25 protein-coding genes, 2 rRNA genes, 2 pseudogenes and 1 riboswitch are annotated in these 22751 nt (G+C 45.0%); of the genes and pseudogenes, 24 read left to right on the top strand and 5 right to left on the bottom strand.

Annotated features, from left to right (window positions below):
• Together FU659_RS20645 and rrf are read left to right on the top strand one after the other, a co-directional pair.
• A 23S ribosomal RNA gene (locus tag FU659_RS20645) occupies positions 1–101 on the top strand; the annotation flags it as partial.
• 177 nt (positions 102–278) lie between these two features.
• Positions 279–395: ribosomal RNA gene (gene rrf, locus FU659_RS20650) — 5S ribosomal RNA — on the top strand.
• 761 nt (positions 396–1156) lie between these two features.
• Here the strand turns inward: rrf and FU659_RS20655 are convergent.
• Positions 1157–1681, bottom strand: a complete 525-nt coding sequence (locus tag FU659_RS20655) for a hypothetical protein (RefSeq protein WP_147949291.1) — start codon at positions 1679–1681, stop codon at positions 1157–1159.
• Positions 1682–1814: 133 nt separating this feature from the next.
• On the opposite strand from FU659_RS20655, the gene FU659_RS20660 reads away from it, so the two are divergent.
• From FU659_RS20660 to rsmI, 10 genes and pseudogenes are all read left to right on the top strand, one after another.
• Positions 1815–2015, top strand: a complete 201-nt coding sequence (locus tag FU659_RS20660; RefSeq protein WP_147949292.1) for a sigma factor G inhibitor Gin — start codon at positions 1815–1817, stop codon at positions 2013–2015.
• A 92-nt stretch (positions 2016–2107) separates the two neighbouring features.
• Entirely contained in the window at positions 2108–3592 is a 1485-nt protein-coding gene (locus tag FU659_RS20665; protein WP_261807950.1) for an aminotransferase class I/II-fold pyridoxal phosphate-dependent enzyme, read from the top strand.
• Positions 3593–3648: 56 nt separating this feature from the next.
• On the top strand, positions 3649–4305 hold the full coding sequence (tmk, locus tag FU659_RS20670; RefSeq protein WP_147949293.1) for a dTMP kinase: 657 nt from the start codon (positions 3649–3651) through the stop codon (positions 4303–4305).
• A 49-nt stretch (positions 4306–4354) separates the two neighbouring features.
• Complete coding sequence (locus FU659_RS20675) at positions 4355–4684, top strand: cyclic-di-AMP receptor (RefSeq protein WP_147949294.1); 330 nt, start codon at positions 4355–4357, stop codon at positions 4682–4684.
• A 33-nt stretch (positions 4685–4717) separates the two neighbouring features.
• Positions 4718–5164: a YaaR family protein gene (locus FU659_RS20680; protein WP_147949295.1), complete on the top strand. Its 447-nt coding sequence runs from the start codon at positions 4718–4720 to the stop codon at positions 5162–5164.
• A gap of 17 nt (positions 5165–5181) precedes the next feature.
• Positions 5182–6159 carry a DNA polymerase III subunit delta' gene (gene holB, locus FU659_RS20685; protein ID WP_147949296.1) on the top strand — a complete coding sequence of 326 codons (978 nt, stop codon included), beginning with the start codon at positions 5182–5184 and terminating at the stop codon, positions 6157–6159.
• Between the two features lies 1 nt (position 6160).
• On the top strand, positions 6161–6970 hold the full coding sequence (locus FU659_RS20690) for a PSP1 domain-containing protein (protein ID WP_147949297.1): 810 nt from the start codon (positions 6161–6163) through the stop codon (positions 6968–6970).
• Positions 6971–7021: 51 nt separating this feature from the next.
• Positions 7022–7363 (top strand): DNA replication initiation control protein YabA, encoded by a 342-nt coding sequence (gene yabA / locus FU659_RS20695; protein ID WP_147949298.1) that lies wholly within the window; start codon positions 7022–7024, stop codon positions 7361–7363.
• 81 nt (positions 7364–7444) lie between these two features.
• Positions 7445–8200 carry a tRNA1(Val) (adenine(37)-N6)-methyltransferase gene (locus FU659_RS20700; protein WP_147949299.1) on the top strand — a complete coding sequence of 252 codons (756 nt, stop codon included), beginning with the start codon at positions 7445–7447 and terminating at the stop codon, positions 8198–8200.
• A 14-nt stretch (positions 8201–8214) separates the two neighbouring features.
• Positions 8215–9103 (top strand): annotated as a pseudogene (gene rsmI, locus FU659_RS20705) (16S rRNA (cytidine(1402)-2'-O)-methyltransferase).
• A 13-nt stretch (positions 9104–9116) separates the two neighbouring features.
• On the opposite strand, the gene FU659_RS35690 reads toward rsmI, so the two are convergent.
• Positions 9117–9263 carry a hypothetical protein gene (locus tag FU659_RS35690; RefSeq protein WP_187274288.1) on the bottom strand — a complete coding sequence of 49 codons (147 nt, stop codon included), beginning with the start codon at positions 9261–9263 and terminating at the stop codon, positions 9117–9119.
• Positions 9264–9376: 113 nt separating this feature from the next.
• Positions 9377–9631 (bottom strand): AbrB/MazE/SpoVT family DNA-binding domain-containing protein, encoded by a 255-nt coding sequence (locus FU659_RS20710; protein WP_147949300.1) that lies wholly within the window; start codon positions 9629–9631, stop codon positions 9377–9379.
• Between the two features lie 371 nt (positions 9632–10002).
• On the opposite strand from FU659_RS20710, the gene FU659_RS20715 reads away from it, so the two are divergent.
• Both FU659_RS20715 and FU659_RS20720 read left to right on the top strand, forming a co-directional pair.
• On the top strand, positions 10003–11280 hold the full coding sequence (locus tag FU659_RS20715; RefSeq protein WP_147949301.1) for an HD domain-containing protein: 1278 nt from the start codon (positions 10003–10005) through the stop codon (positions 11278–11280).
• Between the two features lie 20 nt (positions 11281–11300).
• A complete protein-coding gene (locus tag FU659_RS20720) occupies positions 11301–12068 on the top strand; it encodes a TatD family hydrolase (protein ID WP_147949302.1) in 768 nt (255 codons plus the stop codon).
• Here FU659_RS20720 and FU659_RS20725 read toward each other — a convergent pair.
• Entirely contained in the window at positions 12054–13298 is a 1245-nt protein-coding gene (locus FU659_RS20725; protein ID WP_147949303.1) for an ABC transporter permease, read from the bottom strand. The genes FU659_RS20720 and FU659_RS20725 overlap by 15 nt on opposite strands.
• A gap of 10 nt (positions 13299–13308) precedes the next feature.
• The gene (locus FU659_RS20730; RefSeq protein WP_147949304.1) at positions 13309–14037 is read right to left on the bottom strand and encodes an ABC transporter ATP-binding protein; all 729 of its coding nucleotides are present in this window, start codon (positions 14035–14037) and stop codon (positions 13309–13311) included.
• Between the two features lie 283 nt (positions 14038–14320).
• A riboswitch (cyclic di-AMP (ydaO/yuaA leader) is annotated at positions 14321–14514 on the top strand.
• Between the two features lie 271 nt (positions 14515–14785).
• Between FU659_RS20730 and FU659_RS20735 the strand changes: the two genes are divergently transcribed.
• The 10 genes and pseudogenes from FU659_RS20735 (at position 14786) to spoVG (ending at position 22680) form a co-directional block, all read left to right on the top strand.
• Positions 14786–15925, top strand: coding sequence for a resuscitation-promoting factor (locus FU659_RS20735; protein ID WP_147949305.1), 1140 nt, complete (start codon positions 14786–14788; stop codon positions 15923–15925).
• A 115-nt stretch (positions 15926–16040) separates the two neighbouring features.
• Positions 16041–16589, top strand: coding sequence for a ribonuclease M5 (gene rnmV, locus FU659_RS20740; protein WP_147949306.1), 549 nt, complete (start codon positions 16041–16043; stop codon positions 16587–16589).
• Between the two features lie 33 nt (positions 16590–16622).
• A complete protein-coding gene (gene rsmA, locus FU659_RS20745; protein WP_147949307.1) occupies positions 16623–17531 on the top strand; it encodes a 16S rRNA (adenine(1518)-N(6)/adenine(1519)-N(6))-dimethyltransferase RsmA in 909 nt (302 codons plus the stop codon).
• A 62-nt stretch (positions 17532–17593) separates the two neighbouring features.
• On the top strand, positions 17594–18466 hold the full coding sequence (gene yabG, locus FU659_RS20750; protein WP_147949308.1) for a sporulation peptidase YabG: 873 nt from the start codon (positions 17594–17596) through the stop codon (positions 18464–18466).
• 318 nt (positions 18467–18784) lie between these two features.
• Positions 18785–19060 (top strand): biofilm formation stimulator Veg, encoded by a 276-nt coding sequence (gene veg / locus FU659_RS20755; RefSeq protein WP_147949309.1) that lies wholly within the window; start codon positions 18785–18787, stop codon positions 19058–19060.
• A gap of 170 nt (positions 19061–19230) precedes the next feature.
• Positions 19231–19401 (top strand): annotated as a pseudogene (locus FU659_RS20760) (small, acid-soluble spore protein, alpha/beta type); the annotation flags it as partial.
• Between the two features lie 465 nt (positions 19402–19866).
• Complete coding sequence (gene ispE, locus FU659_RS20765) at positions 19867–20721, top strand: 4-(cytidine 5'-diphospho)-2-C-methyl-D-erythritol kinase (protein ID WP_147949310.1); 855 nt, start codon at positions 19867–19869, stop codon at positions 20719–20721.
• Between the two features lie 330 nt (positions 20722–21051).
• Positions 21052–21888 (top strand): pur operon repressor, encoded by an 837-nt coding sequence (purR, locus tag FU659_RS20770; RefSeq protein ID WP_147949311.1) that lies wholly within the window; start codon positions 21052–21054, stop codon positions 21886–21888.
• 3 nt (positions 21889–21891) lie between these two features.
• The gene (locus tag FU659_RS20775; RefSeq protein WP_147949312.1) at positions 21892–22275 is read left to right on the top strand and encodes a RidA family protein; all 384 of its coding nucleotides are present in this window, start codon (positions 21892–21894) and stop codon (positions 22273–22275) included.
• A gap of 120 nt (positions 22276–22395) precedes the next feature.
• The gene (spoVG, locus tag FU659_RS20780) at positions 22396–22680 is read left to right on the top strand and encodes a septation regulator SpoVG (RefSeq protein ID WP_028557369.1); all 285 of its coding nucleotides are present in this window, start codon (positions 22396–22398) and stop codon (positions 22678–22680) included.
• Positions 22681–22751: the final 71 nt, after the last annotated feature.

The following is a 22751-nucleotide window of genomic DNA, read 5'->3' on the forward strand; positions in this document are numbered from 1 at the left end:
GTATGTAAGACCCCTTGTAGACGACGAGGTTGATAGGTTCGAGGTGGAAGTGCGGCAACGTATGCAGCTGACGAATACTAATCGGTCGAGGGCTTAACCTAATCCCAACCAAGTGAAGATAAGCTTTGTAGCGAATTCCGAATACTTGATTGGGGCCCAGAAAACCTAAGCAATTCAAACTTTACGCAACGTTTCGTATCTAGTTTTCAAGGCGCAAACAAACGCTTTGACGAAGGCTTAAGCTTTCGAAGTAAGTTTTGCTTTCGCAAAACTCTTAGTTTGGTGATGATGGCGGAGGGGACCCACGCGTTCCCATCTCGAACACGACCGTTAAGCCCTCCAGCGTCGATGGTACTTGAACCGCAGGGTTCTGGGAGAGTAGAACGTTGCCAAGCACTTGTAAGAACCTTATCCGCTAATCTGGATAAGGTTCTTTTTTCAACATATATGAATTTAAATGTTTTTGGTTATGGGTTAAGCGGAAGCTTAACCCATATTTATATTAGAAAAAGTTTAAGTTTTCAGGAGAGGACTGAGGGGGTACTCTTTTCATGGAGAATCCCAGGGTGAGAAAGTCTCGGCTGACTCAGATTTTCCTGTTGATGATGCGGGGAAGATAGCTAGCTTCTTACGCTTTTATCCAACTCCGAACGTGTTTTTGGCGTCGGGGTCGATTTCAACATGTTGAGCGCCTTTCCTTTTTTTGAGGTGGACGTCTAACGAACTCAGCAAGCCTTATTTGATCAAATGACAAAGAGTTATCGTTTTAACGAACTCCAGACGCGTTATTGCAAGTAAAAGCTCATTAACTCAATAAAAATCGACTCCATAAGGTCGTTTCAGTTCGTTAGATGAATGGACAGGCTCATTTCTCGTCGCTAACAACGCTACGGTTCGTTAGCGTAGATAACATAAGTAAGGCGTTACTTCATTACTCGAAGGCTCCTGTTGTGGAAGCAACACAAAATGATTGAGAACCAAGCTTCACGCTAGGTTTATTTTATTTTGCTGAGAAAGTAAAGAGCCCCTACAAATAAGTAAGACCGTCAGGAAGATCAACTCTCATGGCGGTCTTTAAGCATAATTTTCAGCGTTACATTAGAGTTATTGTGTTATAATTCCAGACCCCAAGGTATTTCCTCATATATAGGGCACACTACTGCACATAGCAGGAGGTATCTTTGCTTGTAATTTTAATTAAACCACTCTTTCGGTAAGGCCGGAAGCGGAAAAGCATCCATAATCGCGGCATTAACATCCATAAATGAAAAATAGTCAGATGGATCAACCATGGAGTAGGTATCCAAGGATATAGAAGGACGATTATAGCGAGTCCGATCCAGAATAGGTGAAGCTGTATGATGGTTACTAGGCGGATAGATGCGTTTCCATCAGGTAGATAACCAGACCAGAAAATACCCCATCGATAGGACCAGCCTCGCATAGCCATGCCAATTGTAAATTGGAAGTAGATCCGGATTAGCAAACTATGAAAGATCAAAAGTAGGGGGTAGCTCAAAATGAAAGAAATCCAGTTACCAGGATCAAATTTATAGGTAAGCATGGCTAGCAGCAAGATGAAGTAAATAATGATTTTATACAAAGAATGATACATTCTCTTCACTAATGTGTAGCTATAAATTGTAGATTGCTTGGAGAGATTCGGTTCTTGCATGGACATGATGACCTCCGTAAGGCAGTTAACCTAGTATACAACCTTATATCGGTTGAAAGCATACTAAATATGAGGGTTAGCTAGTTTAGGAGAAACGAGAATCGGATATACTAGTCAAAAAAGGGCAAGAGGTGATCATATGGAGGAGAATCGTATTGGGGTATGTATGATTTGCGAACAACAGCGGATTGGCGGCATTCATATTGTAACAACATTTATATGTGACGGATGCAGTAATGAGTTGGTCAAAACGAACGTCAATGATCAAAGGTATCCATTTTTCGTCAAACAAATGAAGAAAGTTTTTTATCCGGGGAATGCGAAATCATATATGAATTAATAGGAAAGCTTCAGTTTGAAGCTTTTTTGTTTTTTTAGCGTCAATCCTCTACTATTAGGGTATAAACTAGCAGGTACAAGGAGTCATGATGTATGTCCATGCAAAAGAAATTCCGGGCACCTTTATATGAAGCAATGGTAGCTCATCATCATAGTTATTCTTCCAGCTTTCACGTGCCTGGCCATAAATCTGGGCAAGGTTTACATAAGGATGGGGCTGACTTTCTCCAGGCAGTCATGTCCATTGATTATACAGAAATTACAGGACTCGACGATTTGCACCATCCCGATGGCGTTATCAAGGATGCAGAGGAGCTAGCCGCGGATTGTTTTGGTGCGGAAGAAACTTTTTTCCTTGTTGGGGGAAGTACGGTTGGTAATTTAGCCATGATCGCTGCAGTTTGTGATCGGGATGATGTCATTCTAATCCAAAGGAACGCGCACAAATCTGTCATTAACGGTCTTATGTTAGCTGGGGCCAAGGCCGTTTTCATAACGCCTGCCGTTAACAATCGAACGGGTATAGCAACAAGCATACTGCTAGAGGATGTAGAGCAAGCATTAGCTCTGTATCCTGAAGCGAAAGCTTTATTTCTTACGAATCCGAATTACTATGGCATGGGGATTGACCTCAAGCCTTTCGCTGATTTCATGCATAGTAAAGGAAAAATATTACTTGTTGACGAAGCGCACGGCGCACATTACGGTTTCCATCCTGACTTGCCTGCTTCCGCGTTATCTCAGGGAGCCGATGCAGTGGTACAATCTACGCACAAAATGCTGACTGCTATGACCATGGGAGCGATGCTTCATGTGCAGGGGCCGTTAATCAATCGTAGAGCAGTCAAACAGCTTCTAACGATGCTTCAGAGTTCAAGTCCTTCCTATCCCATCATGGCCTCGTTGGATTTAGCAAGAAAGAAAATGCACACGGAAGGGAAAGAATGGTTGGATGAGGGGCTTGAGGTTGTAAATGAGTTCGGTTCACGTCTTCAAAGCCTTTCGATTTTTAACTATGAACCTCGTCCTTTTCCGGTAGAGCCAGAAGTTGGTTATACGACTGCAGATCCATTCAAAGTGGCGATTTATGATGCTACCGAAACGTTATCAGGAACCGAACTCAAGGATAGGTTAGAAAGAGAAGGATGCTTTGTAGAAATGACAGATGGGCGACAAGTACTGCTTGTATTTACACCTGCCTCGAGTAAGGAAGATATGCTTAGAGTTTATGAGGTTTTAAACAACATTTGTTTGGATGTCCTCGCGCAAAAGAAGGAACTTTGTGCGCCTATCTCGAATATAAATAAATTACCCTTCTACACACGTATCTCTTTACCGACTGCTTTTGGTTTGCGAGATTTGACGAGAGCAGGGGGAGTAGAGGCACAGGTAAGAATGGTTAGTGCACAGGAAGCAGTTGGCAAATGTTCGGCTGATATGGTTATTCCTTATCCGCCGGGGATTCCCTATTTGTACCCCGGGGAAATGATAACCGCAACTGTAGCCGAAGCACTATTGCAACTAGCAGCAAGGGGTATCAAGTTTCAAGGAACTGAATTTGGGCAGACGCAAAGCTAAAGATATACACATAAACCATGACAACATCAAGTAGAGACTTACTGCAGGAGGATAGTGTGAGCGGAATTTTCATAACGTTTGAAGGGCCAGACGGCGCTGGGAAAACAACACAATTACGACGATTGGCAGAGGAGCTTAAGAAGCTGGGACATGATGTCTTGGTAACGAGAGAACCTGGAGGTACGGCAATCAGCGATAAGATTCGAAGTCTTATTCTAGACCCTGAGCATGAGGAGATGGTCGACCAAGCAGAGGTACTGCTGTATGCAGCTTCGCGTGCACAACACGTGCATGAATTGATACTGCCGGCACTCGCAGCGGACCGTATCGTACTATGCGATCGCTTCATCGACGCCAGTATCGCTTATCAAGCTTACGGACTGGGCGTAGACGTAAATATGGTGAGAGTTATCTCGCACTTTGCCAGTTCAGGATTGCAGGCGACTCGCACGTACATTTTGGATGTTCCTGTAGAAGTGAGTTTGGCTAGACTTCATCATAGAGCTTCAGGGGCAGTCGCCAATGCGCAGCAATTAGATCGTATAGAGCAAAAAAATATTCATTATCATAGTCGTGTGCGAGATGGTTTCCATCAGATAGCTATCGAGCATGCGGAGCGTGTTCGTGTCATTGACGCCAACCGTATCGAAGATGAGATTACTGCGGATATCGTAGCGGATTGTAATCGTCTGCTCAAGGAACATATTTCCTGATAAAGCAGGGAAGTCATTCTTGGTTTATAATGAAAAGGAGGCATCACTCATGAAACTAGTTGTAGCCATTGTACAAGATAAAGACAGTAACCGTCTCTCCAACGCTTTGATCAAAGAAGGTTTTCGGGCCACGAAGTTGGCAAGTACAGGGGGATTTCTACGTGCTGGGAATACAACCTTTATGATAGGTACAGAAGATGAGAGAGTGCAAGAGGTCATGCATGTCATTCGCGCTAATTGCAAAATTCGGGAGCAACTGGTTACACCTGTTTCGCCAATGGGGGGTACAACGGATTCCTACATTCCATTTCCAGTGGAAGTTCAAGTGGGCGGGGCCGCCGTATTCGTATTGCCTGTCGAACGTTTTGAACATTATTAAATCTAAATAGATCGACACAAGGGTGGATGTAATTTGAAAATTAATCCGGGGTGGCAACCCATTGGTAAAAACGTCAAGGTTAACGAGAACGTCCCACCGCCACAGATGGCGCCCCGAAATTTCTCGGATATTATGCAACAGCACGATGAGAAATTTACTCAGGAACAGCTAACCAAAATGGTGCAGCAAATTACGCTGCAGGGTGATCGACTATCACGGGCTATGACCGTAAGAGGGCTTTTGCAATATAAGCTGCTGATCAGGCAATTTTTGGAGGAAACAGCCCGTCGCGGTGTGAATTTGAGAGATACGAAGGGCTGGGATCGTCGCGGTCGTTCGAAACGATATAAGCTTTTAGAGGAAATCGATCAAGAATTGCTTTCGTTAGCTGATGAACTGTTGGAGAACGAGCAGGGAAGGATCGAAATTTTGGTGAAAATCGGAGAAATCCGAGGCATGCTGATTAATTTGTTATTTTAGGATGGAGCGAAGATGGAATGTCTTTCCAAACCATACCCGGACAAGCAGCCGCTAAGCGACTTCTGCAAAATGGTTTGATTCATGATAAGCTGTCCCATGCTTATATTTTTAGCGGTCCCGTTGGGACGGGCCGTTCAGAGATGGCATTTGCTTTAGCTAAAGCTATCTATTGTCAGCATGGGAAGGATGATGCGTGTGGCGAGTGCTTGGAATGCCGGAAGGTTGAGCATCGCAATCATCCGGACTTGCATGTGGTTGAGCCAGACGGAGCTTCGATCAAGATCGAGCAAATTCGTGAGTTGCAAAAAGAGTTCGCTTATAGGGCCACAGCATCCGGAACCAAGATTTATATCTTGCATTATGCGGAGAAAATGACGATACAAGCGGCGAATAGTTTGCTGAAATTTCTTGAAGAACCGACTTCTCGTGTAGTTGCCATACTCATTACGGAGAACGGCAATGCCTTGCTGCCGACGATTCAATCGCGTGCACAGTGGATAAATTTCACACCGATGCCTCGTGATCAAATGGTTCTGACGTTGCTCCAAGAAGGACATGCTCCGGCACTTGTACAACCTGCTGCACATTTAACTGCAGGTTTGCAAGCGGCAAGAGAACTAATCGGAGCGAATTGGTTTGCAGAAATGAGAACCGTAGTGTTACAATTAGCGAAGGAGACGCTTACTCGTTTCCCTACTTCTATAATTACAGTACAACAAAGAATCATCAAAACGGAGCTCGCGGACCATATGCCTAGTCTGTTTGATCTGTTGATTCTATGGTTTAAAGATATGGTTCAATTGCGCTTAGAGCGCAGGGACAAGCTTGTTTATAATGACCAGCTGGACTGGATGAGCTCCCTTGCATTCAGTCGAGATGTCGCAGTCTGGGTGCGTATGTTGGAGCAAGCCGTAGATTTACAAAAACGACTGCGCTTCAACGCCAATTCTCAGCTGGTTATTGAGAAAATGCTAGTGGAGATGCAGGGGGTGTAGCATGTATTCGGTAGTTGGTGTCCGCTTCAAGAAAGCGGGTAAAATATATTATTTCGACCCGATCGATTTGCCCATCGAGAAAGAAAGTGCCGTGATTGTTGAAACCGCTCGCGGGGTGGAATATGGCAAAGTTGTCGTAGGGAAGAAGACGGTTAGAGAGAACGATGTGGTTCTCCCACTCAAAAAGGTGATCCGTATCGCGGATCTCACGGATGCTGATTTAGTGGAAGACAATAAGAAAGCAGCCAAAGATGCTTTTCAAACGTGTCATGAGAAAATTAAGGACCACAGTCTTAAGATGAAGCTTGTAGATGTAGAGTATACCTTTGATCGCAATAAAATTATTTTCTATTTTACGGCAGAAGGACGCGTAGATTTCCGCGAGCTTGTTAAAGATTTAGCCAGTATTTTCCGTACGCGCATTGAGCTCCGTCAAATTGGTGTGCGGGATGAAGCCAAAATGCTTGGTGGAATAGGTCCATGTGGACGAATTCTCTGCTGCTCCTCATTCCTGGGAGATTTCGAACCGGTATCGATTAAGATGGCAAAGGATCAGAATTTGTCACTCAATCCGACGAAGATTTCCGGACTCTGCGGCCGATTGATGTGCTGCTTGAAATACGAACATGACAACTATGAGAGTGCCAAAGATTCATTACCAACAGTAGGTAAGCATGTAATTACTTCTTTTGGTAACGGCAAAGTATTAGGTTTAAATATAAGCGAACGTACTGCTAAGGTTCAGCTGTTTGACCTTGGTAAAGCACTCGATTTACCTTTCGACGATGTGATTGAACAAGATCAGGCATAAGATCCAAGGAGGCGCTGGCCAGTAAGTATGCATGGCATTAGAGGTGAAAGCGTGGATAAACAGGATATTTTCGAACAGGTAGATGGCATTGAAGAACGAATGGGTACAACTTATGCCGAGTTAGGTGCCTTAAAGAAAAGAATTATCATGCTCATCGAAGAGAATAAGAGACTAAGCATAGAAAATCAGCAGCTTCGCAAATTAATTCGACAAGACGAAACGGTTCTTGAGCAGCCGGAAGGCGAGACGAAGGAGCCACTACCGCTAACGGGAGCAGGCTATGATAATTTAACCCGATTATATAATGAAGGTTTTCACATTTGTAATGTGTACTATGGACATCTTCGAACCGAAGGAGATTGTTTGTTCTGCCTATCCTTTTTAAATAAATAAGGAATTGACCGTAGGGGTGTGTACCTTACGGTTTTTTTCGATCATGAGGAAGACCAAGAAAGGAAATGAAAGAGAGCGCATATGAAAGAAGTCCCTTTACTACCTACTGAACGAATTGACGACTTATTGACACACAATTTAAAAATTATTCAGAGTGATGAGGTTTTTAGCTTTTCACTGGACGCGATCCTGTTGGGCCGGTTTTGCAGTGTTTCGCCCAAAGGACGTATGATTGATCTATGTACGGGGAACGGAGTCGTACCCTTGCTACTAACAACACGTACCCGAGCAGAAATTTGGGGAGTTGAAATCCAAGAACGCTTGGCGCATATGGCGGTTCGAAATGCAGAGATTAATGGATTAGAAGAAAGGTTGCATATGTTACAAGGGGATCTCCGAACGATTCATCAAACCTTAGGCCATGGTCAGTTCGATGTTGTAACAGTGAATCCCCCATACTTACCTGTTCCTAATGGTGAACAAAATAGTAATGAGCATTTTGCTGCCGCACGTCACGAAATTCATTGCACGTTGGAGGATGTCATATCGGCTTGCAGTAAATTGGTTAAAGCGGGCGGGAAAGTGGCCATGGTGCATCGAGCTACCCGTTTAATTGATATTTGCTGCCTAATGAGACAATATCGGCTGGAACCTAAGCGAATCCGCTACGTTCATGCTCGTGCAGGAGAAGAAGCAATGATGGTGTTGGTGGAGGGCATGAAGGATGGTAAACCTGAGATTCGTACTTTACCGCCGCTCATCGTCTATGATGAAAACCAAGAATATTGCAAAGAACTGAAAGAAATCTATTACGGAGGCAGAACCTCCTTACAGTAAAGAGGGTACCGACATTGAGCTTGAATGTGCAAAAAAGTTATCACTCAGAAGGAACCGGCGCAGGTACGTTGTATCTGGTTGCTACGCCGATCGGCAATTTAGAAGACATGACGTTTCGTGCAATTCGCATACTGAAAGAAGTGAGTATGATTGCCGCTGAGGACACGCGGCAAACACGCAAGCTGCTGACGCACTTTGAAGTCGCCACGCGACTCGTCAGCTATCACGAGCACAACAAGCAGGCAAGCGGACCTGAACTAGTCCGCTTGCTGCTTGATGGACAAAGCATCGCGTTGGTTAGCGATGCGGGCCTGCCGGCCATTTCCGATCCAGGTTATGACCTGGTGAGGATGGCCGTGGACAAAGACGTGCCGGTGGTTCCCATCCCCGGCGCGAATGCGGCCCTGTCGGCCCTGATTGCATCAGGCCTCCCGACAGAGCGTTTTAGCTTCGTCGGTTTTTCTCCCTAGGGAGAAAAGTGATCAGACGAAGGTGCTGGAAGAGCTGCAGTATGCGCTGGGCACGCTGCTGTTCTATGAATCGCCGCACCGCGTGGCAAAAACACTTACCCGCATGGCGGAAGTGTGGGGGGCGGAGCGCCAAGTCTGTCTAGCCCGCGAGCTGACGAAGCGGTACGAGGAATTCATCCGAGGTACCCTCGCCGAGTGCCTAGAGCACTTGGAGCAGTTCCCACCGCAGGGCGAGTACTGTATTATCGCCGAAGGCGCCTCCGCAGCGGAGGCAACGGCCGCCGCTGCCGGCTGGTGGGAGCCTATGTCGCTCGGTGAGCATGTCGAGCACTACGAGCAGCGCGGTAGTGAGCGCAAAGATGCGCTTAAGCTGGTCGCAGTAGATCGCGGGCTGTCCAAGCGTGATGTGTACAACGCGCTGCTTGAGCGCTGAAGCAAAGAGCGGGCTAGTGCCCGCTTGCTTTTTCCAAATAGATGGCTTCATGAAACGACCACAAAATGTAGTCGAGATTATGAGGAATACTTGACGTTAAGTAGAGGAAATCTGGCAGCACGATAAACAAGGTTCTAAGCTTGGCAACAAAACCGGACAAAAAAAGATCTCTAATCCGTAGCCGAAGCTAACAAATTAGAGATTAAAGGAGATATGAAAAAGGTTAGAATTACCAATAGGAATTAGTGCTACTTCTATTATATACTACTTTTCTTATTTTGTCACAGGTGTTGGCATTTCTGCTAAACAAATATGACAAACAATTTTTCCTTTGAAATAGGTAACGTTCTCAGCGTTACCGCAGAAAATACAAGCAGGCTCATATTTCTTCAGCATGATGCGCTCGCCGTCTACATAAATTTCCAAAGCATCCTTCTCGCCTATACCTAAAGTGCGGCGCAATTCGATAGGAATAACAACGCGACCTAATTCATCAACTTTTCTAACAATACCAGTAGATTTCAACATATATATAAAACCCCTTTCGACTTTATAAAAAATTTATCAATATCGTCACGATTCGACATATCGTCTTGCTTTATGATACCAACCATTCCCAAAATAGTCAACTAGATTTTCTTGGATTTTCTATTCGTTATTTATAAAAGTTTGCAATCTTGTCACGAATTGAAAGTGTATAAAACCATGTAGGATAAGGATTTGTAAGTCGTATACTACGAAATGCCTTTTACAAATAAATAAATATTAATAGAGGGCATTAGGGGCTGATGACGATTAAAATTGGAATATATAATTCGACAAAATTCGACTTATAATGTCGAAGCTTGAGGTTGAATTGTCGAAAGGTTATAACTATTATAAAGAGAGGTAGTGACTAGATGAAGGAAGAGAAGGTATTTAAAGATCCGGTTCATAAATATATTTATGTTCAGGATGCTACAATATGGGATTTAATCAACACACGAGAGTTCCAAAGACTGCGTCGTATCAGGCAATTAGGAACTTCGTATTTAACTTTTCATGGTGCTGAGCACAGCAGATTCTCTCACTCTCTTGGGGTTTACGAAATTACTCGTAAAATTATTTCGCAATTCGAACGCAATCTATATGAGGATTGGCCAAGAGAAGAACGATTGCTTTGCTTATGTGCGGCTTTGCTGCACGATTTGGGCCATGGCCCCTTTTCACATTCGATAGAAAAAGCATTTGGTACGAAGCATGAGGATTGGTCATGCCGGATTGTCCTAGGGGATACGGAGGTAAATGAAGTACTTAGCCGGGTTTCCCCTGATTTTCCGAAAAAGGTGGCCGGAGTCATATGTAAATCCTATAGCGAAGAAATCGTCGTTAGTCTTGTATCCAGTCAGTTGGATGCGGATCGTATGGATTATTTGCTGCGAGACGCCTTTTTCACAGGAGTAAACTACGGAACCTTCGACCTTGAACGAATTCTTCGAGTGATAAGGCCTTATAAAGGGCATATTGTGGTCAAAGAAAGCGGTATGCATGCGGTAGAAGATTATTTGATGTCCCGTTACCAAATGTACTGGCAAGTCTATTTCCATCCTGTTACGCGGAGCGCGGAAATTTTGCTGCATAAAGTTTTTGCACGCGCTAAGCATTTATACGAAGAAAACTACACATTTGGATTTATGGTGGAGCCTATTTTACACCTCATTCAAAATCAAATCTCGTTAGAAGACTATTTATTGTTAGATGAGTCTGTGATGCAGACGATGTTAACGTTCTGGAGTCATGAGAAAGATCCTATTTTGGCCGATATTTGCAAAAGGTTTTTGGATCGTAAGCTGTTTAAATACAGCACGTTTGAAGAAACGAATCAACGTCTGATTCAGCGAATGGAAAAAGGGATGCTGGAGGTCGGATTTGATCCTACGTATTACATGGAAATCGATTTCCCATCGGATCAATCGTATGATGTGTACAGGCCAGGTGAAAACGATGACAATCTGCCTATTTTACTGCTTGATCATAAGGAGAAATTAACGGAGATTACACATCGATCTGAAATTGTACAGTCTATAAGTGGTTTCCAGATGGGCAAGCACCGTATTTATTATCCGGAGGAGCTGCTGGAACGTTTGAATGCCACGGATTATCCGGACCTATGGGCACTGTTAGGTGAACAAGAATAATCGAAATAAGGGAGACAGCTATGCTAACCGATTCACATACACATTTAAATGCTGAACAGTTTAATGAAGATCAAGACGAAGTCATTGCGCGTGCACTTGATGCCGGTGTAACCCGAATGGTGAATGTTGGTTTCAATCGAGAGACGATTCCAAGCTCCATTGCTCTTGCTGAAAGATACGATTTCATTTATTCAACGGTTGGATGGCATCCTGTAGATGCTATTGATATGCAGCCTGGCGATTTGGCTTGGATTGAGGAGCTATGTAAACATGAAAAAGTCGTCGCTATCGGGGAAATAGGATTGGATTACTATTGGGATAAGTCCCCAAAAGATGTTCAGCAGCGAGTATTTCGTGAACAGATACAACTTGCGCGCCGATTAGGTATGCCTATTGTCATTCACAACCGGGATGCGCATCAAGATATTTTGCAGATTTTGAAAGAAGAGAAAGCAGCTGAAGTTGGCGGAATCATGCATTGCTTTTCGGGGAGCTGGGAGACAGCTAAGCAGTGTTTGGACATGAATTTTCATATTTCATTTGGGGGTCCCGTGACGTTTAAGAATGCTAAACAGCCGAAGGAAGTGCTGGCTCAGGTACCCTTGGATCGTTTGCTCATAGAGACGGACGCTCCGTACTTAACCCCTCACCCATTCCGCGGCAAACGTAACGAATCGGCTTATGTTCGACTGGTCGCCGAGACAGCCGCGGAAATAAGGGGAATGACCTTAGAAGAAATGGCTCGGATTACGACAGATAATGCCATCCGTTTGCTAGGTCTCAAGTAAATCGTTGGCTTGAAACTTACGTCGAAGAACAACGGCACATATAAACGAAATTAGCGCGAGGCTAATGATCGGCATTAAGATATAGCTGGGTGAAGAGCGAATCAATAGTGGAATTATAAGGATACAGGTTTGAAGCAGAAGAACCATCCATATAAGAAAAGCAACCGAGCCTGCTTTCAAATTACGGTTGAGCGGGTACATCTCCATCCAGAAGGTGTAGCGATGAGCACGATCAAGCGCAGTTAATTGTACGAGTGAAATCACAATCGTGATAAGGAAGATGATGCTCCGTGCCAATTCGCTGCTGGATACGGCAATAGCCAGTACTCCGATGAAGGTAATCCGCATGATTACGGTGAACAGCTCGGTGCGCAGCAATGTCTTCATATACACATATAGATATGTAGCGTCTTGTTTAAATGGTATATATCGTGTTAACCCGCTGATCCACCTACGGCGGGTTATTCGTGTTGGCAATTGAGGCACGTCCACGAACCAGTTGAAAAAGGAATAGAGACGAGCCTTCTGCTGCCGTTCCTTTGCTATGAGATAGTCCCACCCAATGTAGTATTTGGAGACGAAGTGGGTCGCTGCTAACCATACGAACACAAGCAATAGCGCTGCGCTGCTTGCCCACAAAATACTTAATAAAAACTGTAAAGAAAGAACAACTGCCGTTGCTGTCCAGCGAAAAATAACGGACGCCACTCTCAGGTGATGATGGGCAAAACGACTTTCTTGCCAGCTTGCTTGTAAGTGGGCTATCTTTATTAGAAGAAACAGGGCAAGCATCAGTAAGAAGTGCTGTTCTCCCGTTCCGATGCAGTGGTGATATAGAGGCCATAAAACGACCCAGGCGATAAAGCTCCAAAAGGCTTGCAGTGTTAAGCTGTACATGAAAGCATGACGAAAGTAAGCGCTCATTTGATGCTCAGCTGGAAGCAGAAACATGCGATCTGCACTTCTCACCAACGTTCGAATGGGGCTGGATGATAATGTCGGAATCAGCACCAGGAGAACGATCCATAGATAGGGATAATCTGTCGGAAGACGCTGTAATATTTTCGCATAATAATAGGAAGAAACAATGACGAGAAACAAGATGAAGCCTATGAAATTGCTGCGTGCGGCATACTGCCAATAGCCTATGGATTCCTTCATATAATGCTCAAATCGTTGTCGCCACAAGACGCTGGTGTTGAAGCCCGAATTGAAGTCCATTTGTCTCATAAGGAATCCTCTAAACAAGCTTATAAAAGATGTCGTCTAATGACGCATTATGGAGTCCGGTTTGTTCGCGTAATTCGACTAAATCACCTTGCGCAACCATATGGCCTCGATGAAGAACAACATAATTATCGCAATATTTCTCAATTGTAGACAAAATGTGTGAGGAGATCAGAAAAGAAGCTCCTTTGTGTTTCATTTTAACCATTAACTCAAGTAAAGAGCGGATAGCTAAGGGATCAAGACCAAGGAACGGTTCATCAATAATATACAACGAAGGTTCGATTAAGAAGGCATTCATGATCATTACTTTCTGCTTCATCCCTTTGGATAAGTGGCTGGCGAAGCTGTTTAGCTTGTCCTTCATTTGAAACTGTTCTAAGAGAGCCTGTGATCTATTCATGTATTCCTCTTTCGATAAGCCGTAGGCCATAGCTGTGAGCTCCAAGTGCTCTCGTATCGTAAGCTCTTCATAAAGCTCCGGACTTTCGGGGACGTAAGCATACGTGGAGCGGTAGGGGATGGGATCTTCCGATAAAGTTAAACCGTTTATCCGTATAGATCCACGATGAGGTTGAAGAAGGCCGAGAATATTTTTAATCGTTGTACTTTTTCCTGCGCCATTAAGTCCAATTAGACCCATCATTTCACCTTGACGAATTGAAAAAGTGAGCTCATGAAGAACAGGTTTATTCGGTAAATATCCCCCATACAAAGAGTCTACTTGTAAAATGAGACCCATCTCATTGCCTCCCTGATTAGCAAATTATTGTAAGTAATTCAATCATTACATCCACGATCATTATAAACAAATTTGCTAAATAAGCCTAGTTTGAGTGTGAAAACATTAAAAAAAGAAGTATACGTACGTTATAGTGAGTTACATGTAGATATAATGCGATTTATTTATAAATTTAGACGGTATTTAGCTGATTTAGACCTTTTTAATAGGTGTTAATCCCTTTACAGGTTGAGATTAACAGCGTAATATACTTTTCATAATAACTTAATATCCAATTTGCCAATTTTCCAATTCGCTGAGTTCCATTCATGGGAACGGGGGAACCACTGTAAGCTCAAAAGGCGTTTCGCTGCTTGAGTAAACAGAGTGAGTAACAGGGGTGAATCCAATGACGATAAATGCAAGTTTACGTCTAGGTAGGGCGACTCTCACGTCCGAATCCGTCAGCTAACCTCGTAAGCGTAAGAGAGGTAACGATTGTCGTGCGTGTATTTGTGCATTTCACTATGCAAACTATGCCAGCGAGAAGAGTCCTCTTCTTGCTGGCTTTTTCATATTCCTAAGGATATTCTCATTGGTGTGCTCATAGGATGAGGAATAGGTAATTGGGGTGGGACGACCAGATGAGCTGCGGTTCAAGACCATGCTGCTGAAGGCGAACACGTTAAGTTAAACTAAAAAACCTTAGTCGCGTCAAATTTAATCATGCTGTAACCTGGCGGCGAGGCTTTGAAGGAGGACCGAAGAAGTGGGCAGTATCTCTATTAGCGAGACCCATGTAAAACGATCATCCAGCATGTCCTTCGCATTGCGATGGAAGCATGAAAACTTGCGTTTGATTTTAAGCTTGGCTATAATCTCAATCGCAATGACTTTCATGTTTTTGGTGTTGTTGTACGGTACGGCTACCAAGAGCGTATCCGTGGTTGTGAATGGACAAGAAACCGTTGTGCATACGAAGCAATGGGTCCTGCAACGCCTACTGGATGAACAAGCCATAAAGATTGGTGAACACGATGAAATTTCTGCTTTGCCTACGACCACAATCAAGGGTGGCGAGAAATTTGTAATCGAACAGGCATCACCGATTCAACTGACTGCTGATGGAAAGACCACCACTGTTTACACAACTGCAAGAACGGTAGAAAGTGCATTGCAACGTTTACATATTGCACTTGGGGAGCTCGATAAATTATCTCCCGGACCGACAGCCGCTCTGACCTCTGGCGATGAAATCAAAATCGTCCGTGTGAAAAAAGAGACGGAGGAAGTAAGTGAGCCGATTGCGTTCGATACAGAGAAAAAGAACGACGCTTCGCTGCTCAAAGGCAAAGAGCAGATCGTCCAAGAAGGTAAAGAGGGCGTTCGCTTAAAGAAGAAAGAAAAGACTTTCGAAGATGGTGTTTTAGTCGCGGAAGCAGTTGTGGGTGAAGAGGTTCAAACAGAAAGAGTGAATAAAGTCGTGGCCATTGGCACGAAAAACGTCGTTGTTGCGCTTTCCGCATCATCACCGAGCGTGGATGAAGTGTCTAAGAATGGTGTGACATTCGGGTATAAACAAATATTAAAGAACGTGAAGCTGACTGCTTATTCCGCAGGAGCTGAATCAACAGGTAAATCCGAAGGAAGCCCGGGATTTGGTAAGACTTATACAGGTACTACGGTTACTGAAGGCAGAACGATTGCAGTTGATCCTAAAGTTATCCCACTAGGATGGTGGGTATACATTGAAGGTATTGGTTTCCGCCGTGCTGAGGATACAGGCAGCGCTGTGAAAGGGCAAACCATTGATGTGTATTTTGAAGATAACGGCTATGCCAATAAATTCGGAACAAAACAGGGGTATACGGTCTATGTGGTTGGGCCAAAAAAACCGACTGAAAATTAACGTGTAAACGTCTATTTCAGCGGGTACAATGTCATATATACGTTACCAGGCTTCAGCCTGGGCGAAAGAAGAGGGGACCCCTCTTCTTTTTCTGCGTACTGGGAAGGGAACGGTTATGATTAAAGAAGTGATTGTCGTTGAAGGCAAGGACGATACAGCAGCTATTCGCCGAGCCGTCGAAGCGGATACGATCGAGACAGGCGGCTCAGCCATCGGGCAAGCTGTGTTAAAGCGAATCGCTCTCGCTCAGCAGCGCAGAGGTGTTATTATATTCACCGATCCTGATCACGCAGGTGAGCGGATTCGGAAGATTGTAGCTGCCAAGGTGCCAGGCTGTAAGCATGCCTTCATTTCACAAGAGCAGGCATCCTATAAGGGTGATATCGGTGTGGAGAATGCGACGCCAGAAACGATTCGTCAAGCGCTTCAGAGTCTTCGTACGGAATATGATGGGGCTGTTTCCATGTTGACGATGGATGATCTGATGGCAGCCGGACTCATTGTCCATGCGGAGGCAGCTTCTCGTCGTTTGATCGTAGGTAAGGCACTTGGGATTGGCTATTGTAATGGCAAACAATTTTATAAGCGTTGCGCGATCTTTCAGATTTCTCGTGAGGAATTTGAGGCGGCATTGGAGCAATTGGCGTCTAGTGTGCAGCCATGAAGGTTAGAACCTATAATAAAAGAGGTCTATAAGATGAATATACCCAACAATGAGATTATTGTAACAGCGGAAGACGTGGCTACACCCAGTAAAACGAAACAAATTATTAAGCGCAATGGTCTCGTACTCAAAAAGAGTCTGGGCCAGAACTTCTTGATTGATCAAAACATCCTGAGCAAGATCGTTTCCGCCGCTGAGTTAGGGCCTAATAAGGCTGCACTTGAGATCGGCCCCGGTATTGGTGCGCTCACCCAACAGTTAGCCAAGCTTGCAGGTCGCGTGTTGGCCGTTGAAATCGATCAGCGCCTGCTGCCTATTTTGGCAGAAACGCTGGAGCCCTATCCCCATGCTACCGTTGTCCATGGGGATATTCTGAAGACAGACCTGCCGGAGCTGTTTCGGCAGCACTTCGAGGGCGTGGAGGGAGTCAGTGTCGTCGCCAACCTGCCTTACTACATCACGACGCCGATTATTATGAAGCTTCTCGAAGAGAAGCTGCCTTTGGAGAATATCGTCGTGATGATCCAGAAAGAAGTGGCCGACCGCATGGCAGCTCGTCCGGGCACGAAAGATTACGGCAGCCTCAGCATTGCCGTACAGTTCCACTGCGAACCGGAGCTCGTTACTATTGTACCGCGCACCGTTTTCGTTCCGCAGCCGAACGTGGATTCCGCTGTAATCCGGCTGCGTGTGCGCAAAGCGCCGCCTGTTGAAGTGGCGGATGTGGACTTCTTCTTCGCTGTTGTCCAGGCATCCTTCGTGCAGCGACGCAAAACTCTCTACAATAACCTAGCTGCGCGGTTCTTTACCAAAGAAAACAAGCCTGAGCTTGAAGCGCTGCTGCACGGCTGTAACATTGAGCCTTCGCGTCGCGGCGAGACGCTCAGTATGGAAGAATACGCGCGCTTGTCGTCGGCTCTCCGCGCGCACGGCTGCAAATAAATAATAACCCGCACCAAATGCCTAGTCCCGCCATAGGATACCCCTAGGAGGGGATTTGTGCGATGAGGCCAGGAGATTTTGTTACCCGTAAATCCTATGGCGGTGACGTCATGTTCAAGATCGAACGCATCGAGCAGCTGAAGGCAGTGCTGCGTGGTGTGGATTACCGTCTGCTAGCAGATGCGCCATTAACAGACTTGACGGCTTCGAGTCAAGCAGAGACGCTTGATCATCCGCGTTCAAGCACGCCGCAATTTCGTGAATCGCTTCGGCGTTTAGCTGTATCCCAAATGCAATTGCAGGAGAAGAATCAACTCTCCATAACCCATAAACAGAAGGCTGCTGCCAGTTATTTTGAAGTACCGGGGAAAGTGCTTCATTTGGATGGGGACCCGTCTTATTTACGTAAGTGTATGCAGATTTATGGTGAGCTTCGCGTTCCTGCGGAAGGCTTCTATGTTCCCGAGCCGCAAATGGCAGAAGCACTCTATAGGCTTCTCCCCCAGATCAAGCCGGATATTGTGGTTATCACAGGTCATGATGGGATTCTCAAGCACCGCAAGAGCGGTGAGCTCCATAGTTTGAGCAGTTACAAAAATTCTCAGCATTTTGTGAACGCGGTACAGACGGCAAGACAGTTTGAACGCAATCGCGATTCCTTGATCGTGGTGGCTGGCGCGTGTCAGTCCCATTTTGAGGCGCTGCTGCGAGCGGGAGCGAACTTCGCTAGTTCTCCTGCCCGCATTTTAATTCATGCCTTAGACCCCCTTTGTATAGCGACTAAGCTGTCCTATACTTCCGTGAAGGAAACCATATCCATGCTGGATATTGTGGACTTGACAGTAACGGGACTGGAAGGGTTGGGAGGACTGGAAACCCGAGGCAGTTACCGACTGGGGATTCCTGGTATTTTACAATCGCCGGAACATGAGTAAATGGTTCTTCGCTTTTTCTCCATATTGGTAAGAAAATCGATAGGAGTCGACAGAGAAACGGTCGTTCATCAAACACCTGCTTGTCATTTATCTCTTTGGGGAGATGATGAAGTAGGTGTTTTTTATGTGCTGAAGTATCTTTGGAAAAAGTGTGAATAATTTACGAACTTTGGAGACAACCTGTAAAATGGGGAAAATACAAATAAGCCGAAAATGGCGTTGACAACGGGAATGTGGTGCTGATATAATATTTGACCCTAGTTTGACATGCCTGTCTGAATGGGTTATAATTAACAAGGAAAGAGGTGGTAGCTGACAATGGCAAAAAATGCGCTATTGGAGATCAAACGCAGTTTGGAACCCCACGTTGGGCAGAAGATCATGTTGAGAGCGAATGGTGGCCGTCGTAAAACCATCGAGCGTTCTGGTGTTTTAGAAGAAACCTACCCTTCTGTGTTTATTGTGAAATTAGACCAAGAGTCACATGCCTTTAAACGAGTGTCTTACAGCTACGCCGATATCCTTACTGAATCCGTAGAAGTTACTGTATGTAACGATGACGGACAGGTTCGTATCACCTACATCCAACATTAGCTTAATGCGTTTCTTATATGAGCAGACCCTAGGGTCTGTTTTTGCATTTGTATGGACCTTCTAGGAATGACACATACTAAGCCTTGCTGACGAAGCGAATTTTTCCAGAAGCTCAAACTGGAATTTGTGCAGTCCGTTTACGTGAGTAAAACGCGAAGGAGGTTATTAGCATGAGTCGCAGAAGAAGTGTTATGTCGGAGAGCTTTAAATATGAACTGGCCAAAGATTTAGGTTTTTATGATGTGGTGCAGCGCGAAGGTTGGGAAGGGATTCGAACCAAGGACGCAGGAAATATGGTCAAACGAGCCATACAGATCGCAGAAGAGCATTTGGCCAAGCAGTACACAGCCTCATCGCCTTCTGCTTACAGCCAGGGAGGAAGGGGCTATACACAGGCGTATGCGCAGCAGCAGGCTCCTACAAGCGCCCAGAAGAGCCTTAGCCAGTCTTCACCCGTTTATAATGAGGCAAGTTACCATCAGCAGGCTTACAACCCAGTTAGCGCACCTCCATCCTACATGCAGGCGAGTTTGAGTCCGTACGCATCCGGTGGACAGCAATTCACGCAGCAAACGCCATCTGCGTATTCCTCACCGTATACGACTGCGTCCTATAACCCGAATGCATCAAGCTCGTCATATGCCAATCAAGCGTCTGCAGCGCCTCCGAACCCTATGTTTTTCGGTTCGCAGCAGCCTGTTCAAGCTGAACAACGCCCCAACTACAGCTAAAGCGAATGCTTTAGCTTTTTTTTTGCACTTTTGTTATAATATTTTAACGGCAAACGAGCAAAAGAAGGTGAACTCATGAAGATTTTTGAAAAAGCACCGGCCAAAATCAATTTATCCCTAGACGTTTTACATAAAAGAGCAGATGGCTATCATGAAGTTGAGATGGTTATGACGATGGTTGATCTGGCGGATCGTATTGAAATGCAGGAACTCGCGCGCGATACCATCATCATCTCCAGTCAGGCGGGCTATATCCCGCTTGATGAGAAGAACCTGGCATTTCAAGCAGCTCGGCTTATTAAGGATCGTTATGATGTTAAACAAGGCGTTTACATTCATTTGGATAAGCAAATTCCTGTGGCAGCAGGTCTTGCGGGCGGAAGCAGTGATGCGGCAGCGACGCTGCGAGGATTGAATCGACTTTGGGACCTCAATATTCCCATGGAAGAGCTTCAGGTACTTGGGGCGGAACTGGGTTCGGATGTGCCTTTCTGTGTAACAGGTGGAACAGCAGTGGCCAGAGGACGTGGTGAGAAGCTGGAGCGTATCCCTTCACCGCCTCAATGCTGGGTTGTTTTGGCGAAACCGCCAATCAATGTGTCTACTTCTGAAATATACGGGAAGTTGAATGCGAAGGAAATAAAGCACCATCCTTCTACAGCGGGTGTCTTGGAAGCGATTCGGGACAAGCGATTCGATCGACTCTGTGAAGGTCTCGGCAATGTGCTGGAGGAAGTGACCTTGGATTTGTATCCTGAGGTGAGGCATTTGAAAGAATGCATGCAGCGACTGGGTGCGGATGGCGTACTGATGTCCGGCAGCGGTCCGACGGTTTTTGGTCTTGTATCCAAGGAGGCGAAAGTGCCTCGTATATATAACGGGCTGCGCGGATTTTGCAAGGATGTTTATGCAGTGCGGATGTTAACCTAATAACGAACGTGCGGACGACAAAAGAGCCCTGTGAGGGGCTCTTTTTCAGTGGATAAGCGTATATGTCAATTCACTTGCTTCGCATCTACCATGATAAACTCGCTCATCGCTAAAGGACTACGAAGTCGTTGATCCTTGTGGGATAAGAGAAATGCATCATAAGAAGAAATGTTTAACTTAAATCATGAATGGGCAGCATTTCTCCAACTATCTGGTGTGTTAGTTTAGTGTGAAGTTTATGTTAATATAATTTTCATGTGAAGCTTGAATAAATACGTATAAAAATGGTATATTTTCTTTATATTATTCGGATTTATGGGGGGTAGTGCGATGAAAAAGTTGAAAAGGAGCGCTAGGTTGGTAGAAATGACGCAATATTTGTTGTTTCGTCCTCACTCGTTAATCCCTTTAACGACTTTTGCCGAGCGATACAACTCAGCTAAGTCCTCGATTAGTGAAGACCTAGCGATTATTAAAGAAGTTTTTGAAGAAGAAGGCCTGGGTGATCTGCATACACTTGCAGGTGCAGCGGGTGGCGTGAAGTTTTCGCCAAAAGTGCCGAAAGAAACTTCACTGAAGTTTATTCAGAACCTTTGCTTACAGTTACAGCAGCCTGAACGGATTCTGCCAGGTGGTTACTTGTACATGTCTGATATTATGGGGCAGCCCCAATATTTGAATGAAATTGGCAAAACATTTGCTTCGGCATTTGCTGGACGAGATATTGATGTGATCATGACTGTAGAAACGAAAGGCATTCCGCTCGCTTATGCGACGGCTACTTATATGAATCTTCCTGTTGTTATTGTTCGCAGAGACGGTCGAGTAACAGAGGGGTCTGCGGTTAGCATTAATTATGTGTCAGGCTCCAACAAGCGCATCCAGACCATGTCATTAGCGAGACGGGCTTTGAAAGAAGAATCTAAAGTACTCATTATTGACGACTTTATGCATGTTGGCGGTACGATTCACGGCATGATGGATTTGTTAGCTGAATTTAAGGCCTCTGTTCAAGGTGTAGGGGTATTCATGGAATCCTGCGAGGTCGAAGAGCATTTGGTAGATCATTATGTATCACTGGCCCGTTTATATGGTGTAGACTCCAAGACCAAACAGATAACAGTGGAACCCGGCAATTATTTTGACAGTATAAAAGGAGATGCGTAAACGATGGAATTGATCTCAACTACGGCAGCGCCTGCTGCCATCGGTCCTTATTCGCAAGCAGTCAAACTTGGCAATCTGTTATTTACCTCTGGACAAATACCACTCGGGTTGGACGGACAGATTGTAGAGGGCGGTATGAAGGAACAGGCTCACCAAGTGTTCACAAATCTCCAAGGTGTACTTGATGCAGCCGGATCTTCCTTTAACGACGTAGTGAAAGCAACGGTCTTTTTAAAGGATATGAATCAGTTTGCTGAGCTAAATGAGATCTATGCGACGTACTTTGGTGAGCATAAACCGGCCAGATCGACTGTCGAAGTTGCGCGGTTGCCTCGTGATGTTTTTGTCGAAATAGAGTTAATTGCTGTGATTCCTGTCGAAATTTAACAGAAACATAAAGATCGTATAAAATTATCAAAAATTTCAGAAAAAGAAGAAGGAATTTGCACAACAATGTGGAATAATTACACCCAAGTCTCAGAGATGGAAAAAGGTGGTGAACACAAAGTGCAAATTACAGATGTAAGACTCCGCCGGGTCAACTCCGAAGGGAGGATGAAGGCGATTGCTTCAATTACCATTGATAACGAATTCGTCGTACACGACATACGTGTCATCGACGGTAATAACGGGATGTTCGTGGCTATGCCTAGCAAACGAACGCCAGATGGCGAGTTCCGTGATATCGCGCATCCTATTTCTTCAACTACACGCGAGAAAATTCAAGCTGCGGTATTGGCTGAATATGATCGAGCAGCTGTCGAAGAAGAAGTTATTGAAGAAGGCGCATAATTCAGATTATTGAGAGAGCCCTGAGGGCTCTCTTTTCTTTTGGGTGCATTTGATGCTATATTTGGTGGAGA

Origin of the sequence: Paenibacillus sp. N3.4 (genome assembly GCF_008017805.1) — a bacterium.
Lineage (GTDB): Bacteria > Bacillota > Bacilli > Paenibacillales > NBRC-103111 > Paenibacillus_E.